This is a genomic window from Nocardia beijingensis NBRC 16342 (assembly GCF_001612785.1).
Lineage (GTDB): Bacteria > Actinomycetota > Actinomycetes > Mycobacteriales > Mycobacteriaceae > Nocardia > Nocardia beijingensis.
The window spans coordinates 128,088-143,112 of the sequence record NZ_BDBC01000001.1 but is presented as its reverse complement, the minus strand read 5'-3'; the positions used below and the strand labels follow the sequence as shown (position 1 = coordinate 143,112).

General features: G+C 66.4%; 18 protein-coding genes. 12 read left to right on the top strand and 6 right to left on the bottom strand.

The window, feature by feature from the left end; genetic code table 11:
* The 3 genes from NB3_RS35455 to NB3_RS00715 form a co-directional block, all read left to right on the top strand.
* The coding region (locus tag NB3_RS35455) for a T3SS effector HopA1 family protein (RefSeq protein ID WP_169810630.1) at nt 1-1,098 on the top strand (1,098 nt) is incomplete at its 5' end.
* Complete coding sequence (locus NB3_RS00720) at nt 1,095-1,361, top strand: hypothetical protein (RefSeq protein ID WP_067794818.1); 267 nt, start codon at nt 1,095-1,097, stop codon at nt 1,359-1,361. The genes NB3_RS35455 and NB3_RS00720, both read left to right, overlap by 4 nt.
* Complete coding sequence (locus NB3_RS00715; protein WP_067794815.1) at nt 1,358-1,759, top strand: YbaB/EbfC family nucleoid-associated protein; 402 nt, start codon at nt 1,358-1,360, stop codon at nt 1,757-1,759. Before NB3_RS00720 ends, NB3_RS00715 begins: the two co-directional genes overlap by 4 nt.
* A 34-nt stretch (nt 1,760-1,793) precedes the next feature.
* On the opposite strand, the gene NB3_RS00710 is transcribed toward NB3_RS00715, so the two are convergent.
* A complete protein-coding gene (locus NB3_RS00710; protein ID WP_067794812.1) occupies nt 1,794-2,711 on the bottom strand; it encodes an AraC family transcriptional regulator in 918 nt (305 codons plus the stop codon).
* 194 nt (nt 2,712-2,905) lie between these two features.
* On the opposite strand from NB3_RS00710, the gene NB3_RS00705 reads away from it, so the two are divergent.
* Nucleotides 2,906-3,316, top strand: coding sequence for a cupin domain-containing protein (locus NB3_RS00705; protein ID WP_067794809.1), 411 nt, complete (start codon nt 2,906-2,908; stop codon nt 3,314-3,316).
* A gap of 5 nt (nt 3,317-3,321) precedes the next feature.
* On the opposite strand, the gene NB3_RS00700 is transcribed toward NB3_RS00705, so the two are convergent.
* The 3 genes from NB3_RS00700 to NB3_RS00690 all read right to left on the bottom strand — a co-directional run bounded on the left by NB3_RS00700 (nt 3,322) and on the right by NB3_RS00690 (nt 5,839).
* A complete protein-coding gene (locus tag NB3_RS00700; RefSeq protein ID WP_067794806.1) occupies nt 3,322-4,140 on the bottom strand; it encodes an MBL fold metallo-hydrolase in 819 nt (272 codons plus the stop codon).
* Between the two features lie 170 nt (nt 4,141-4,310).
* Entirely contained in the window at nt 4,311-4,643 is a 333-nt protein-coding gene (locus NB3_RS00695) for a hypothetical protein (protein ID WP_084485516.1), read from the bottom strand.
* Entirely contained in the window at nt 4,643-5,839 is a 1,197-nt protein-coding gene (locus NB3_RS00690; RefSeq protein WP_067794803.1) for a 3-ketosteroid-9-alpha-monooxygenase, oxygenase component, read from the bottom strand. The genes NB3_RS00695 and NB3_RS00690 overlap by 1 nt, the downstream gene beginning before the upstream one ends.
* 198 nt (nt 5,840-6,037) lie before the next feature.
* Here NB3_RS00690 and hsaA point away from each other — a divergent pair, with 198 nt between their 5' ends.
* The 6 genes from hsaA to NB3_RS00660 all read left to right on the top strand — a co-directional run bounded on the left by hsaA (nt 6,038) and on the right by NB3_RS00660 (nt 10,916).
* Entirely contained in the window at nt 6,038-7,201 is a 1,164-nt protein-coding gene (gene hsaA, locus NB3_RS00685; RefSeq protein ID WP_039794786.1) for a 3-hydroxy-9,10-secoandrosta-1,3,5(10)-triene-9,17-dione monooxygenase oxygenase subunit, read from the top strand.
* Between the two features lie 11 nt (nt 7,202-7,212).
* Nucleotides 7,213-8,091, top strand: a complete 879-nt coding sequence (hsaD, locus tag NB3_RS00680; protein ID WP_067794799.1) for a 4,5:9,10-diseco-3-hydroxy-5,9,17-trioxoandrosta-1(10),2-diene-4-oate hydrolase — start codon at nt 7,213-7,215, stop codon at nt 8,089-8,091.
* Nucleotides 8,091-8,996 (top strand): iron-dependent extradiol dioxygenase HsaC, encoded by a 906-nt coding sequence (gene hsaC / locus NB3_RS00675; RefSeq protein WP_067794796.1) that lies wholly within the window; start codon nt 8,091-8,093, stop codon nt 8,994-8,996. The genes hsaD and hsaC overlap by 1 nt, the downstream gene beginning before the upstream one ends.
* Nucleotides 8,997-9,016: 20 nt before the next feature.
* Entirely contained in the window at nt 9,017-9,589 is a 573-nt protein-coding gene (gene hsaB / locus NB3_RS00670; RefSeq protein ID WP_067794894.1) for a 3-hydroxy-9,10-secoandrosta-1,3,5(10)-triene-9,17-dione monooxygenase reductase subunit, read from the top strand.
* A 192-nt stretch (nt 9,590-9,781) separates the two neighbouring features.
* Entirely contained in the window at nt 9,782-10,234 is a 453-nt protein-coding gene (locus NB3_RS00665) for a helix-turn-helix domain-containing protein (protein ID WP_067794793.1), read from the top strand.
* Between the two features lie 40 nt (nt 10,235-10,274).
* Nucleotides 10,275-10,916: a PIN domain-containing protein gene (locus NB3_RS00660; RefSeq protein WP_084485513.1), complete on the top strand. Its 642-nt coding sequence runs from the start codon at nt 10,275-10,277 to the stop codon at nt 10,914-10,916.
* Nucleotides 10,917-11,048: 132 nt separating this feature from the next.
* Here the strand turns inward: NB3_RS00660 and NB3_RS00655 are convergent, their stop codons facing one another.
* Entirely contained in the window at nt 11,049-11,906 is an 858-nt protein-coding gene (locus NB3_RS00655; protein ID WP_067794790.1) for a 3-hydroxyacyl-CoA dehydrogenase, read from the bottom strand.
* A gap of 285 nt (nt 11,907-12,191) precedes the next feature.
* Between NB3_RS00655 and NB3_RS00650 the strand changes: the two genes are divergently transcribed.
* Nucleotides 12,192-12,764 (top strand): YdeI/OmpD-associated family protein, encoded by a 573-nt coding sequence (locus NB3_RS00650; protein ID WP_067794787.1) that lies wholly within the window; start codon nt 12,192-12,194, stop codon nt 12,762-12,764.
* A gap of 91 nt (nt 12,765-12,855) precedes the next feature.
* Entirely contained in the window at nt 12,856-13,701 is an 846-nt protein-coding gene (locus tag NB3_RS00645; RefSeq protein ID WP_067794784.1) for an ATP-grasp domain-containing protein, read from the top strand.
* Nucleotides 13,702-13,987: 286 nt separating this feature from the next.
* Here the strand turns inward: NB3_RS00645 and dmpG are convergent, their stop codons facing one another.
* Nucleotides 13,988-15,025, bottom strand: coding sequence for a 4-hydroxy-2-oxovalerate aldolase (gene dmpG / locus NB3_RS00640; RefSeq protein WP_039794773.1), 1,038 nt, complete (start codon nt 15,023-15,025; stop codon nt 13,988-13,990).

Genomic DNA, 15,025 nt, shown 5'->3' with positions numbered 1-15,025 from the left:
CCCGAAGAAGAGACACCACCCCCGCAGCATCCGGATCGCGATGAGGACGCGGCCGACCCGGACGCGTCGCCGGATGCCGAGGAGACCTCACCCCCGAGCGAACAGCACGGCACGTCTCCGTACGCATGGCACCCGGATGCGGCAGTACTCGATCGTGCCGCAGCGGAGTTCCCCTCGGTATTCGACGAGCCACGCACACTCGCCGAACTGCGGGAGCACCTGAGCCATGACATGTCGTTCGACGACGTGATGGCGGTGCGCGACTTCTCCTACCAGCAGCACGGACTGGATGCGCCGGATCTGTCGCTCGAGAATCTCAACGGATTCCTGGAAAGGATCTGGAACAGGGGGGACCGGGTAACCGGCGAATGGGGCGTGTACAGCGAGTACGGTGCGGCTACCGAGACGAATCTGGTCACCGATCCGCGTGGCTATGTCATGCAACTCGCGGATATACTCGCCGCCCGAGGACGGGAAGGGCAAATAGCCATGGTCCAAGGGCGAGGGGCCCGCATTCTCGACGCGTCGAACGCACCGGATATCGATACCAGATCGATCAATTTCGTCCATTACCACCGAGCGAATGCGGTCTCGGACGTCGGTTATCGTGTGTACGTGAACGCGCGCGCTGAAGCGGTGCCCGACTTGATGCGTGGGGTGGTGCACGAAATCGTGGACAGCCCCGATAGATTCCCCGGTATCTACAGCGCGAAAGTCGTCGGCCCCCACTCGGTTCGCTCGGACGCGATGGTGATCTACACGAAGGATCTTGCCGATGCCCATCGGGTCGTCGACTGGCTGCGCGAATATCAGACGCGGCAACCCGACGCTTTCCTATGGGACGCTCCAGCGATGACACACCAGGTCATGGAAGGCGTCGGTATCGGGGCCGAACCCCAAGCCAATAATTCCAGTTTCGGCTGGGAACGCTCCCAGGCCATCTACCAGGCGCTGCAATCCACCCGGAGCGAGAACGGCGATTTCGCTATGTTCCGCGAACGAGCGCTCGCCGAACTCGCCGCAAAGGGTGTCGATCCCGAACATCCTCATCTCAATCAACTGGACGAGACACCTGATCAACCGCGGAGGTCGACATGAACAACCACGACAAGATCGCGGCGGCGCGCGATGCGGTGATCAAATTCCTGACCGGCGAGATCAATCCGGACGACAACCCGCACTGGTTCGATGACGACATACTCCTCTTCGCCGTCGATCGTCTCGACCAACAAGACTCGGAATGGCTGCTCGCTCAGCTCGCGAATCGCGACTTCGCACGTGACCTGCGCGCATGGATCATCCCGATGATGCGCAAGCACGGCGCCGAAGCGCAGGCATCGCTCGACGCGGACAACCATTGACGGACGAGAGATACGAGCGGCAACGCGCCGAACTCGCGGAGATCCGGGAGCAGGTGCACAGCGCACGCGGTGAAGCACGTTCTCCCGACGGATACGTGACGGTGGCGGTGGATTTCACCGGCGTGGTCACCGAGGTGCGATTGGATCCGGCCGCGCTGCGTACTCCGCCCGAACGTCTCGCCGCGATCGTGACCGAAACGGCGCGGGCCGCAGCGCGTTCGGCACATCAGCAAGTGACCGAGACGATCACCCCGATCAGCGACATCGTGGGCAGCATGCCCGAACTCGCCGAACTGTTACCAGGCGCTCCGAGCCTGCGCGAGCCGGCTGCCGACGCAGCTCCGGATGCCGAGTACCTCCCGGACGACGAGTACGAAGACGAGTACTACGACACCTGACGCCGGCGCCGACAAGGCGATTCGAACCCGGGTCTCAGACCGCCACCACATGCGCGTTGTCGGCCGCGCGGCGGTATCCCCCTGGCGCGAGCCCGTATTCGCGTTTGAAGGCCTTCGCGAACGCGAACTCCGAGGTGTAGCCGACGCGGCGGGCCACGGCGGCGAGACTGCTGTCGGTGTCGCGGAGCAGGCGGGCGGCGGTCAGCATGCGCCACCGAGTCACGTAGGCCAGCGGCGGCTCGCCGACCGTCGCGAGGAAGCGGCGGGCGAGGGTCGCGCGGGAAACGCCCGCGATGTCACCGAGGTCGGCGACGGTCCAGGCGCGCGCGGGCTCCTCGTGCACCGCGCGTAGCACCGCCGCCACGGCCGGATCGGCGAAGGCGCCTGCCCAGCCGGAGGAGCGCAGGTCGGCTTGCTCGTCGAACCAGGCGCGCAGGATGAACAGCAGCAGCGTCTCGAGGATCGCGGGCACGGCCGCGTCGCTCCCCTGCCGCGGCTCGGCGATCTCCGCGGCCAGGAGATCGACGGCGCCGCGCAGCGCGGGATGACGCCCAGGACGCGCGGGCAGATGGATGAACTCGGGCAGCTCGTCGAGGATCGGATGGGTGCGACCACGGCCGAGTTCGTACGCGCCACAGAGCAAGGCGGTCCGAACGCCCGGCCCCACGATCTCTCTGGGCTCGCCGGGCAACGCGGTCTCGGTGACGGGGCTGTCCAAGCTGTCGACCAGGTCGTGGTCGGCGCCTCGCGGCATGAACAACACATCCCCCGCCCCGAGCGCCATGGGTTCGCCGTCCGGCGGCACCACCCAGCAAGAGCCCTGCAAGACGACGTGGAAACCCGCCCCCGGCACCACGGGATACCGCCTGCCCCACGGGGCGTGCCGGATGAACAGGCCGGAGGCGGGACTGCCGGTGCGGATCGCCGCGATGGCTTCGCTGAGAATATCCACCGGTGCACCATAACACTCCTGATATGAGCGCATCAGACATGAAAAGGCGGGCTATAACCACCATATGACTCGGTCGCAGTAGATTTCTTACCTGGGTCGATCCCCTGAGTTCCTAGATGCGCTGGCGCCGTTCGGAATCACCTGGCGGATCGAGGAAAGCTGAGCGGCAGGGCGGGATCGGGCATAGTCGAACGATGACCGACAACCGACCGCCGCTCGCCGTCGCACTCGATCTCGCGCCGCACCCCGAAGGCGGCTGGTATCGCCAAACCTGGCGCAGCCCGGTGGAATTCACGCCGGAGGGCTACCCCGGCCCGCGCGCGGCCGCCACGGCTATCCATTTCCTGCTGCTGCCGGGTGAGCGGTCCGCCCCGCACACGGTGCGCTCCGACGAGCTGTGGCTCTGGCACCGCGGCGGGCCGCTGGCGCTGGACATCGGCGGCGAGGAGGTGATCCTCGGTCCCGACCTCGAGCACGGCCAAGCGCTCCAGGCGGTGGTGCCGGGTGGGGTCAGCCAATCGGCGCGGCCCGCCGGCGCGGAATACGTGCTGGTCAGCTGCATCGTCGCGCCGGGATTCGACTTCGCCGATTTCCGGCTGGACTGACGGGCTCAGCGCACCGGCACGGCGGCGAATCGGTCCAGCTCGTGCGGATCATGGGCGCAGAACATCCGCACCCGGTCGCCGTGGTCGTTGTGCAGCGTGCGCAGCCGTTCCAGGTTCTCCACCCGCTCGCGGCCGAGCGTGCTCGCGAGCACCTCGAACACGCCGAGGCCGACGGGCGGACGCGCCTTGCCCGCCTCCAGTTGCCGGTGGTGGAAATAGGCGTCGCCGCAGTGCAGCAACCATCCGTCGCTCTGCCGCACCGCGACGCCGCTGTGCCCGCGGGTGTGGCCGACCAGCGGGATCAGCATGATGTCCTCGAGCACCGGGACGGCGGTGAAGCCGAACCAGGTGTCCGCGCCGGTCTCGTGGGCCAGCCAGCGGGGTCCGTGCTCCCACTGGCGCGGCTGATAGCGCAGTTTCTCCCCGAGGGTCGGGCGCTGGGTCGCCGCGTCGAGTTCGTCGGCGAAGACGTGCACGGTGGCGTCGGGGAAGTCCGACAGCCCGCCCGCGTGATCGAGATCGAGATGGGTGAGCACGATGTGCCGGACATCCTCGCGGCGATAGCCGAGCCCGCGGATCTGGTGCAGCGCGGTGAGTTCCGGGCGCAGCCGCGGCCGCAGCAATCGCCCGGTGCCGAAACCGAGCCTGCTCCGGTCCAGCACGTCGGCCATGCCGAAGCCCGTGTCCACCAGCACCAGCCCGTCATCGGACTCGACGAGCAGGCAGTGGCCGACCAGCCCGCCGGTCAGCAGCCCACCGCTGCCGAGCAACGCTCGCCCGCCGACCGGGCACATGGTCGCGCAGTCCAGATGCCGCACCAGCATCGCGGAAACTCCCTCCTACGGCGCCGAATCGGACTCGATCCGCTTCGGCACGAAGGTCTCTTTTGTTCCCGTCAACGTAGTCGGAGCGCGACCCGGCCGCGACAGCGCGGTCACCACCGCGGTGATCGGCGGGCGAATCGATCGCCGCCCGCCGTCGCCGAACGGCCGGTTCACTCCGGAATCTCGAGCACGCCCTCGTCCACGGCCCAGGCGATGGTGCGCTCGAGATCCGGACACGAGTCGGGGCGACCCGGCCCGTGGCCGGTCTCGCTCAGTTTCGCGAAGACCGGGCAGTGCTCGGCCGGATTCCCGGTCCACTGCACCGACGTCTGATGGGTGCTGCTCTTGCGCACCAGCACATGGCTCTGGCAGGCCCGGCACCGCAGTGGTGTCAGGCCGTCCTCCAGATACCGCTGTCTGTCGACCACCGTCTGGGCGCGCACTTCGGCTCGCCGAGCGGGCTGATCGGCGAAATCGGGTGCCTTCGCCCAGGTGGCCGCCATCAGACGCTCGCCTCGGCTTCCTCGGACTCGCGCTTGCGCCGCAGATTCTCGGCGACCTCGGCCTCCCACGCCTCGTTCGCCTTGGTGGTGTCCACCTCGAACTCGAAGCGCTGGGTCATCTTCTCGGTGACGTCGGCCAGGTCGACGTAGAACTGCTCGTACCAGCGACGCAGCTGGTAGACCGGTCCGTCCTCCTCGCACAGCAGCGGGTTCTCGACCTTGGACTTGTGCTTCCAGATCTCGACGTCTTGCAGGAAGCCGACGCTGATGCCCTCGGTCATCTTCTCCGCCAGCTTGGTCGCCATCTCGCCCTCGACGCCCTTCGGCTTCTCCAGCGTGATGCCCCATTGCAGGACGAAGGAGTCCTGGGTGACCGGGTAGTGGCAGTTGATCAGGACGCTCTTGACCTCGTAACCGCTGTAGATGTTGATCAGCGGGTTGATCATGTACGAGGGGCCGAAGTACGAGGCCTCCGACTTCAGCAGCGTGTCACCGCCGTACTTGGAGGCCATGCCGATGTCCGGCCTGCCCTTGGTCTCCAGGAACTGGGTGGCGATGTGCCCCTCGAAGACGTTCTTGAAGTACGTCGGGAAGGCGAAATGGATGTAGAAGAAGTGGGCCATGTCGACCACGTTGTCGATGATCTCGCGGCAGTTGGCGCCCTCGATCAGCATCGAGTTCCAGGTCCATTCGGTCCACCCGCTGTCGAGTTGCTCGCTCGGGTTGCCTTCCGCGTCGGTGTAAGGGCCCTTGATGTGCGGGATCGTGACCTCGGGCGGCGGCTGGCTTCCCTCGTGGTCGTGCCAGACGAACAGCTGGCCGTTGCGCTCCAGCGTGGTCCACTTCCTGGTGCGCGCCAGCGGCGGCACGCGCCGCGCGTACGGAATCGCGGTGCACTTGCCGCTGGTACCCGACCAGCGCCAGTCGTGGAACGGGCAGGCGATGTCGTCGCCCTTGACCTCGCCCATGCTCAGGTCGCCGCCCATGTGCCTGCAGTAGGCGTCGAGCACCCGCAGTTCACCGTTGCTGTCGGCCCAGACGACGAGCTTGGTGCCGAAGACGTTCACCGCGTGCGGCTTGCCGTCCCGGAACGTCTTGGCCAGACCCAGGCAATGCCATCCCCGCGCATAGCGGGTCGGTGCGGTGCCGACATCCAGCTCCCGGACCTTCGCGCCGCCCTGTGGGGTAACTGCCATCGCGTTTCCTCCTCCATCTGTACTAGAACACGTTACAAAACTGGCGTCCTTGACGCCAGCGATTCACCTCACTTCCTGCATGAGCGCATGTCCGACCGGGGGTGAACACCGGTTCTCGACAGAAATAGGAACCTGTTCTAGTCTCAGAGACAAATGAGATTCCCGACATCAACCGACCAGGCAGGAGCAGGTCCCGAGATGACGCAAGAAGTGACCGAACGGGTCGAAGCGCTGTTGCCGACGTTGCGCGAACGCGCACAGGAGGCCGAGGACCTGCGGCGCATCCCCGACGAAAGCATGAAGGCGTTGCAGGAGACCGGCTTCTTCCGGTTGCTCCAGCCCAAGCAGTGGGGCGGTCACGCCGCCGATCCGGTGGTCTTCTACGACACCGTGCGCAAGATCGCCAGCGCGTGCGGCTCCACCGGCTGGGTGGCGGGCATTGTCGGCGTGCACAATTGGCACCTCGCGCTGTTCGCGCAGCAGGCCCAGGAGGACGTCTGGGGCGAGGACACCGAAGTGCGGATCTCCTCCTCCTACGCACCCATGGGCGCGGGCACGGTGGTCGACGGCGGCTACCTCGTCAACGGCGCGTGGGCCTGGTCGTCCGGCTGCGATCACGCCACCTGGGCGGTGCTCGGCGGCCCGGTGATCAAGGACGGCAAGCCGGTGGACTTCGGCAGCTTCCTCATCCCGCGCGACGACTACCGCATCGACGACGTGTGGAACGTGGTCGGCCTGCGCGGCACCGGCTCCAACACCGTCGTGGTGAAGGACGTCTTCGTGCCCTCGCACCGGTTCCTCAGCTTCCGTGCCATGAGCGAACTGAAATCGCCCGGTCTGGAGCAGAATACCGACCCGGTCTACAAGATGCCTTGGGGCACAATCCATCCCACTACCATCTCCACGCCGATCGTCGGCATGGCCTACGGCGCGTACGCGGCGCACGTCGAGCACCAGGGCAAGCGGGTGCGCGCGGCCTACGCGGGCGAGAAGGCCAAGGAGGACCCGTTCGCCAAGGTGCGCATCGCGGAGGCCGCCAGCGACATCGACGCCGCGTGGCGGCAGCTGTCGGGCAACGTGGCCGACGAGTACGCGCTGCTGGCGGCGGGCAAGGAGATCCCGTTCGACCTGCGCGTGCGGGCCCGGCGCGACCAGGTGCGCGCCACCGGCCGCTCGATCGCCGCGATCGACAAGCTGTTCGAGAGCTCCGGCGCCACCGCGCTGGCCAACGGCACGCCGCTGCAACGCTTCTGGCGGGACGCGCACGCGGGCCGGGTGCACGCGGCCAACGATCCCGAGCGCGCGTACCTGATGTACGGCACGCACGAGTTCGGCCTGCCCGTCACCGACGGCATGGTCTAGGAGGGGTGAGGGTGACATCGACCGCGGAACTCACCGCCGAATCGACCTCGCGCTACGCGCAGGTGCGGCCCGATCTGCGGCTGCACTACCACGAGGCGGGCGTCGGCAACGGGCCGACGATCGTCCTGCTGCACGGCGGCGGGCCCGGCGCGTCCTCCTGGTCGAACTTCGCGCGCAACATCCCGGTGCTGGCCGAACACTTCCACGTGCTCGCGGTGGACCAGCCCGGCTACGGCCGCTCGGACAAGCCCACCGAGCATCCGCAGTACTTCGTGCACAGCGCCTCGGCGCTGAAGGACCTGCTCGATCACCTGGAGATCACCACCCGGGTGCATCTGCTGGGCAACTCGCTCGGCGGCGGCGCGGCGGTCCGGTTCGCATTGGACTATCCCGACCGCGCCGGAAAACTGATCCTGATGGGGCCCGGCGGACTGAGCACCAATCTGTTCGCGCCCGACCCGACGGAGGGCGTGAAGCTGCTCTCCAAGTTCAACTACGAGCCGACCAGGGAGAACCTGGAGGCGTTCCTGCGCATCATGGTCTTCGACCAATCCCTGGTCACCGACGAGCTGATCGATGAGCGGTTCGCCTCGGCGAGCACGCCGGAGGCGCTGGCCGCGACCAGGGCGATGGGCAAGTCGTTCGCGAGCGCCGACTTCGAGAAGGGCATGCTCTGGCGCGACGCCTACAAGCTGCGCCAGCCGGTGCTGCTGATCTGGGGCCGCGAGGACCGGGTCAACCCACTCGACGGCGCGCTGGTCGCGACCAAACTGATCCCGCGCGCGCAACTGCACGTGTTCGGCAGCTGCGGGCACTGGGCGCAACTGGAGAAGTTCCACGAATTCAACCGGCTCGCGATCGATTTCCTCGCGGGCGTCAAGGAGAAGTGATGGGCATCCGATCACTGGGATATCTGCGTATCGAGGCGACCGACATGGCCGCCTGGCGGGAATACGGGCTCAAGGTCCTCGGCATGGTCGAGGGCAAGGGCACCGACCCCGAAGCCCTCTATCTGCGCATGGACGAGTTCCCGGCCCGGCTGGTGATCGTCCCCGGCGAGAAGGACCGGCTACAGGTCTCGGGCTGGGAGACGGCCAACGCCGAGGAGTTGCAGGACATCCGCAACCGGCTGGACGCGGCGGGCGTGCCCTACAAAGAGGGCACCGCGGCGGAACTGGCCGATCGCCGGGTCTACGAGCTGATCAGCTTCGAGGACCCCTCGGGCAATACGCTCGAGGCGTTCCACGGCGTGGCGCTGGAGCATCGCCGGGTGGTCAGCCCCTACGGGCACCGGTTCGTCACCGAGGAGCAGGGCCTCGGGCACGTGGTGCTCAGCACCAAGGACGACAAGGCGGCGCTGGAGTTCTACCGCGACGTGCTCGGCTTCCGGCTGCGCGACTCGATGCGGCTGCCACCGCAGATGGTGGGGCGCCCGGCCGACGGCGAGCCCGCCTGGCTGCGCTTCTTCGGCTGCAACCCGCGCCACCACTCGCTGGCGTTCCTGCCCATGCCGACGCCGAGCGGCATCGTGCACTTGATGCTCGAGGTGGAGAACGCCGACGACGTCGGCCTGGCCCTGGACCGGGCGCTGCGCAAGAAGGTCAAGATGTCGGCGACGCTGGGACGGCACGTCAACGACAAGATGCTCTCCTTCTACATGAAGACGCCGGGCGGATTCGACGTCGAATTCGGTTGTGAGGGTTTGGAAGTGGACGACCACGACTGGATCGCGCGGGAATCCACCGCGGTGAGCCTGTGGGGCCACGACTTCACCGTCGGACAACGGCAGCAGTGACCGAGAGGGCGAGCGAGACGATGACCGCGGACGGATCCGAGATCGATCCACGGCAGTTCCGGAACGTGCTGGGCCAGTTCTGCACCGGCATCACCGTGATCACCACCTTCGACGACGAAGGGGCGCCGATCGGCTTCGCGTGCCAATCCTTCGCCGCCCTCTCCCTCGAACCGCCGCTGGTGCTGTTCTGCCCCACCAAGGCGTCCCGCTCCTGGGCGGCGATCGAGAAAACCGGGCGTTTCTGCGTGAACGTCCTCGCCGAACAGCAGCGCGAACTGTGCGCCCGCTTCGGCTCCCGCGAACCCGACAAGTTCGCCGGCGCGGCCTGGCACACCTCCGACCTGGAACTCCCGGTGCTGGACGAAGCGCTGGCCACCATCCAGTGCAAGGTCGAGACCGTCGTCGACGGCGGGGACCACTACATCGTGATCGGCCGCGTCCAAGCCCTCTCCGAGACGACCACCACCGGCCGCCCCCTGCTGTTCTACCGGGGCCAGTACACCGCCATCGAACCGGAGAAGACCACCCCCGCCCCTTGGCGTGCCGACCTCGAGCACTTCCTCACGACGACGACGTTGGACACCTGGTTGTAGGGGGCGACAGACGCCGACCCCGACCGCCAGCGCGGTAACCGCGCCAGTCGACCGGGTTCTCCTGCGGGCAGTTTAGCCCTGGCCAGAGGAGAAATACACTTATAACCGAATCAAGGTTGCACTTGCACATGAACGACAATACTCTGGTCAGGTACCAGTCCGGGTGAGCCATCGCGTCGAACGGAGTCGAATATGGCAACGCTCCAGCGAGATGGTCGCGCCGCTGTGGCGGTGACCTCTCGCGAAATCGAGCAGGCGCGCAACGTCAGAGCGTTCCTCGGCGATCGATCGACACCAGCGGCAGTCACAGTTGGGGCGGGCGCCGGCCAGGGCATCACTCTGCCACCGGAGTTGACCTCGCTCCTCCTCCGGCTGGTCGACTTGGTGGGCCAGGGCTGCACGGTGACCATCGGGAGCATCCCTACCGAAGTCACCACCACAGTGGCTGCCACCATGCTGGGAATATCGCGGCCGTCGTTGATGAAACTCGTTCGCCAGGAGAAGATCCCCTCGCACAAGGTCGGATCACACACCCGTCTGTACAGCAAGGATGTCCTGGCGTTCCGGCGAGCGCAACTGGAACGCCAGAGCAAAGCCTTCGAGGAGCTGCGCGCTCTCGAAGAGGAGTGGGGCGTTCTCGACTGAGTAGTCGCTGAGCGGCAGTCCCCGAGCGCCGAATCTCGCAGTGCCCGCCCGCTACGATCTCCTGGTGATTGGCGGGCGGGTGCAAAGAGTTCTTGTCGACGCAAACATCCTGTACTCGCGGACGTTACGCGACTGGCTTTCCCTGTTGTACTTGCGGGGCGGCCTCGGAATGTTCCAGGTCTTCTGGACTGAGGACATCATGGCCGAGACACTCTACTGGCGGAGGAGGAACAATCCCTTCCTCTCCGAGGACCAGATCGGGGGAATCCGCCGCAGAGTCGCCGCCACCTTCGGCGACGATAGCGTCATCACTGGCTACAAGATCGACGACACGGTCGTCTACCCCGACGTTTTCGATGCCCATGTACACGGTGCCGCCATCCATGGCGACATCGATGTCGTATTGACCGCCAATCCTGCCGACTTCGACATGGATCGGTTCGACGACCTTCCCTACGAAGTCTACAGCGCCGACGCCTTCTTCCAGCTCATCGACGACTCCCAGCCGCAGCTCGTGCGCCGGGTGATGGAAGAGCAGCTGGCGTACTGGGTTCCGCGCAAGGGCAAGGCACTCCCCGAAGCCCTTCGTGATGCCGACGTTCCCATATTCGCCGAACGCATCCGCATATACCTGCAAGCCGTTGACGTGCAACAGATTCTGGATGCTGCGGCCAGCATCTGAACCCATTCCACGGCCAGTCATCGGTGTCGATCAAGATCCGAGTCGTGACGCACCCTCACATCGGCTAAGAGCGCGGCTGCGCGCCACTCCTCCCTGATTACCGGTGCCTCGCTCCAGCGTTGCGCTCCCCGGTCAGTACTTGTAGAAACCCTCCCCGGTGGCGATGCCGAGCTTGCCCTTGTCGATGTAGTTTTCCTTCAACCACTGGGCCAGCCGCTGGGAGTCCTCGTCTTCGTTGTGGACCAGGATGTTGTAGGGCGTGGTCAGTCCGATGATGTCGAGGATGCGGAACGGTCCGGCCGGTGCGCCGGTGCCGATCTGCCAGGTCTTGTCCACCGCCTCGGGATCGGCGTAGCCGCCGGCCGCCAGGCTCATGCCCGCGTTGAGCAACGGCACCAGTAGCGAGTTCAGGACGTAACCGGCCTTCTCCTTGTGGATTTCGATCGGCACCATGCCGATCTTCGAGGCGAAGTCGACCACGGCTTGGTACACCGTCGGATCGGTGTCGGCGGTGCCCATGATCTCGGCCGTGTTGAAGTGCCACACCTGATTCGCGAAGTGCAGCGCGAGGAACCGGTCCGGACGGCCGGTGAAGTCTTTCATAGCGCTGGGCAGCAGGGTGGAGGAGTTGGTGGCGAAGATAGTGCGCTCCGGTGCGACCCGGCCGAGCTGCTCGTAGGTCTGCTGCTTGATGCTCAGGACCTCGGGGATGGCCTCGATCACCAGGTCCGCGTCCTGCACGGCTTCCGCCAGATCAGAACTCAACGCGATACCGGCCGCCGTCTGCTCCGCCTTGCCGTCCCCGCCGCCGGGCACCTGCTCGCGATAGACCCCCACGAGCTTGTCGAGTCGCTCCCTGGCCGCGGCCAGCGCCTTGTCATCGATGTCGTAAGCCGTCACCTCGAAACCGTGGAAGGCGGTCTGGAAGGCGATCTGCGAACCGAGCACCCCGGTACCCAGGACGGTCACCTTGCGAATGTCGATGGTCATTCGTTTCTCCTCTCGACTGTGGCGAAGAAGCCCGCGACGATCCGCGCGGGTATCCGACGTCGTGCTCTCACAAGCGACCGTACAGTCCTGCCACTCCAGCCACCCCCACCCAGCCTTCACGGCCCGTCCGGTGTCCGCGTTCGATGACGGCTTCGCGAGTGGCACATGAGCGCGGCGAAACGCGACAGCGCCACACGCTCAGTGCCACTCGTGAAGTGCTCAGATGGTGAGCACTTTGGGGTGGAGGATGGGTGCGAAGAGGGCACCGGAGCTAGGGAGGGCACTATGGGTCGGTTTGATGGCACGAGGATTTTGACCTTCGGGGACGTTGCGCAGTGGGAGGGGTGGCTCGCGGCCAATCACGACGAGGCCGCTGATGTCTGGCTGAAGATCGGCAAGAAGGGGGTGGCGGGCAGGACCATCAGCAATGGCGAGTCGCTCGACGGGGCGCTCTGCTTCGGGTGGATCGACAGCCATCGCCGCGGCCTGGACGCCGAGCACTATCTTCAGCGGTACTCGCCGCGCCGGTCGAAGAGTCCGTGGTCGCAGATCAACGTCGCGAAAGCCGAAGCGCTCATCGCCGCGGGTCGCATGCGGGCTCCCGGTTTCGCGGCCATCACCGCCGCGCAGTCCGATGGGCGCTGGGCGGCCGCCTACGAATGCCAGCGGACCGCCACCTGCCCCGCCGACTTGCTCGAAACGCTCAGTGCGAGTCCACGCGCACGGGAGAGATTCGAGCAGCTCGATCGCACCGCGCAGTACGCGTACTTCCTGCGGTTGATGAAGACGCGCAGTTCCGCCGAACGGGCTGGGCAGCTGCGACGCGTGCTCGATGAGTTGAATCAGTCAGCGGCGTAGTTCCAAGTCGACCGCGGCATCGATGATCACCGATAGCGGCGAGGCGGAAACCGGTTGGAAATCGTGTGTGCCGACGCGAGGATATTGTGTTGTGCTGCTTCTTGTTCCGGCCGATGTGCTTCGCCCCCAACGCGTCGACGAGCATTTCGCCCCGGAGGCGGACGCGGCTCGTGTCGCCGGATGGGAAGTCGACGTGGTCGATCACGACGCGCTGACCCGCGCTGACGGCGCGGAGGAGGCCGTTCGACGCGTCCGTTCCAGCGGGGTGGCTGTCTACCGCGGCTGGATGTTGCGCAGTGCTGAGTACGCCGCGTTCGAACGGAGCTTGCGGCAGCGGGGCGTCACGCTGCGCACGAGCGCCGAGCAATACCGGCGGGCGCACGAGTTGCCAGGATGGTATTCCGCACTCGCCGAGATGACTCCTCGATCGGTATGGACCAGCGGGGGCGATCGCGCAGCGTTCGATCACGCGCGGCGGGAGCTGGGAACCGGCCCCGTCGTCCTACGCGACTACACCAAGTCGGTGAAGCACTACTGGCACGAAGCGGCGTTCATCCCCGACGTGGCGGACCCGGACGCCGCCTGGCGGGTCGCGAGCAGATTCCGTGAACTCCGCGGCGAAGACCTGACCGGCGGATTCGTCCTGCGCCGCTTCGAACGTTTCGAGTCTGCCGAAGTCCGCACCTGGTGGGTGAACGGCAAATGCCGGTTGATCGGCCCACATCCGGACACCCCGGAGGACATGCCCGACATCGAGTTCGACCCGACATCCGTCGAAGACGCCATCGCCGCCCTCGGCCTCCCGTTCGTGACGGCCGACTTCGCATTGCGCGACGACGGGGCCTGGCGCTTGGTCGAACTAGGTGACGGCCAAGTGAGCGACCGCCCCCACACCATTCCGGCCGAGGAACTGCTCACCGTCCTCCGCACTGGTTGACAGTGATCAGACGAGCGCTCCGGTCTGCCGGGCCGGATGATCCGCAAATCACCCGGTAACGCGGCCACACTTCGCTCCCCGCCCCCTGCCGTTGGGCGCGGAATCGTTCAGGCGCGGTCGCTCAGAACAACTATCGGCGAATCACCAGGTCATCGCCAATTCTGATTCGATCTTCGTTTCGCGAGGATTTCCGGCAAATACCCGATAGCGACTTGGTTGATCGTGGTCCCCCGCAGACGAACGGGGTCGCGAACGTACGTTCGCGACCCCGCTGTGGTCCGTTCGGTCAGGCGGTGACCGTCGCCTTCTCCCGCTGCAATTCCAGCGCGATGTCGATGAGCTGGTCCTCCTGGCCGCCGACGAGCTTGCGCTTGCCCGCTCGCACGAGCATTTCGGCGGCGGAGACGCCGTAGCGCTCGGCTTGCCGTTCGGCGTGCTTGAGGAAGCTGGAGTAGACGCCGGCGTAGCCCATCATCAGGGCCTGGCGATCGAGCAGGCATTCCTGGGGCATGGCGGGGCGGACGACGTCTTCGGCGGCGTCGGCGATGGCGAAGAAGTCGATGCCCGTCTTCACGCCCAGCTTGTCGCACACGCCGACCAGCGCCTCGACCGGCGTGTTGCCCGCACCGGCGCCGAAACGCCGTGCGCTGCCGTCGATCTGCTTCGCGCCGGCGCGGATGGCGTAGATGGAATTGGCGACGGCCAAGTCGAGGTTCTCGTGGCCGTGGAAGCCGACCTGCGCGTCGTCGCCGAGTTCGGCCACCAGCGCCGCGACGCGATCGGAGACCTGCTCCAGCACCAGCGCCCCGGCGGAGTCGACGATGTAGACGCATTGGCACCCGGCGTCGGCCATGATGCGCGCCTGCTTGGCCAGCACCTCCGGCGGCTGGGTGTGCGACATCATCAGGAATCCGACCGTCTCCAGCCCGAGTTCCCGCGCCAGCCCGAAGTGCTGGATGGACACGTCGGCCTCGGTGCAATGCGTGGCGATCCGGCAGATCGACGCGCCGTTGTCCTGCGAAATCTTGATGTCTTCCTTCACCCCGACGCCGGGCAGCATCAGCACGGCGATCTTCGCCCGCTTCGCCGTCTCGGCCGCGATGGTGACCAATTCCTGCTCCGGCGTCTTGGAGAAGCCGTAGTTGAACGACGAACCGCCGAGACCGTCGCCGTGGGTCACCTCGATCACCGGCACGCCAGCGCCGTCGAGGGCGGCGACGATGTCGCGGACCTCCGTCGCGGTGAACTGGTGGCGTTTGTGGTGGGATCCGTCGCGCAGCGAGGTGTCGGTGACGCGGATGTCGAGTTCTGCTGAGTAGGCCAT

Excerpts from the sequence above, each read along its gene's own strand:
- NB3_RS00695 (WP_084485516.1), bottom strand. The coding sequence starts at position 4,643 with ATGGCGGCCACCTGGGCGAAGGCACCCGATTTCGCCGATCAGCCCGCT.
- NB3_RS00690 (WP_067794803.1), bottom strand. The coding sequence starts at position 5,839 with ATGGCAGTTACCCCACAGGGCGGCGCGAAGGTCCGGGAGCTGGATGTC.
- dmpG (WP_039794773.1), bottom strand. The coding sequence starts at position 15,025 with ATGGCCTACTCAGCAGAACTCGACATCCGCGTCACCGACACCTCGCTG.
- NB3_RS00705 (WP_067794809.1), top strand. The coding sequence starts at position 2,906 with ATGACCGACAACCGACCGCCGCTCGCCGTCGCACTCGATCTCGCGCCG.
- NB3_RS00665 (WP_067794793.1), top strand. The coding sequence starts at position 9,782 with ATGGCAACGCTCCAGCGAGATGGTCGCGCCGCTGTGGCGGTGACCTCT.
- hsaB (WP_067794894.1), top strand. The coding sequence starts at position 9,017 with ATGACCGCGGACGGATCCGAGATCGATCCACGGCAGTTCCGGAACGTG.
- hsaA (WP_039794786.1), top strand. The coding sequence starts at position 6,038 with ATGACGCAAGAAGTGACCGAACGGGTCGAAGCGCTGTTGCCGACGTTG.
- NB3_RS00650 (WP_067794787.1), top strand. The coding sequence starts at position 12,192 with ATGGGTCGGTTTGATGGCACGAGGATTTTGACCTTCGGGGACGTTGCG.
- NB3_RS00720 (WP_067794818.1), top strand. The coding sequence starts at position 1,095 with ATGAACAACCACGACAAGATCGCGGCGGCGCGCGATGCGGTGATCAAA.
- NB3_RS00655 (WP_067794790.1), bottom strand. The coding sequence starts at position 11,906 with ATGACCATCGACATTCGCAAGGTGACCGTCCTGGGTACCGGGGTGCTC.
- hsaC (WP_067794796.1), top strand. The coding sequence starts at position 8,091 with ATGGGCATCCGATCACTGGGATATCTGCGTATCGAGGCGACCGACATG.
- NB3_RS00700 (WP_067794806.1), bottom strand. The coding sequence starts at position 4,140 with ATGCTGGTGCGGCATCTGGACTGCGCGACCATGTGCCCGGTCGGCGGG.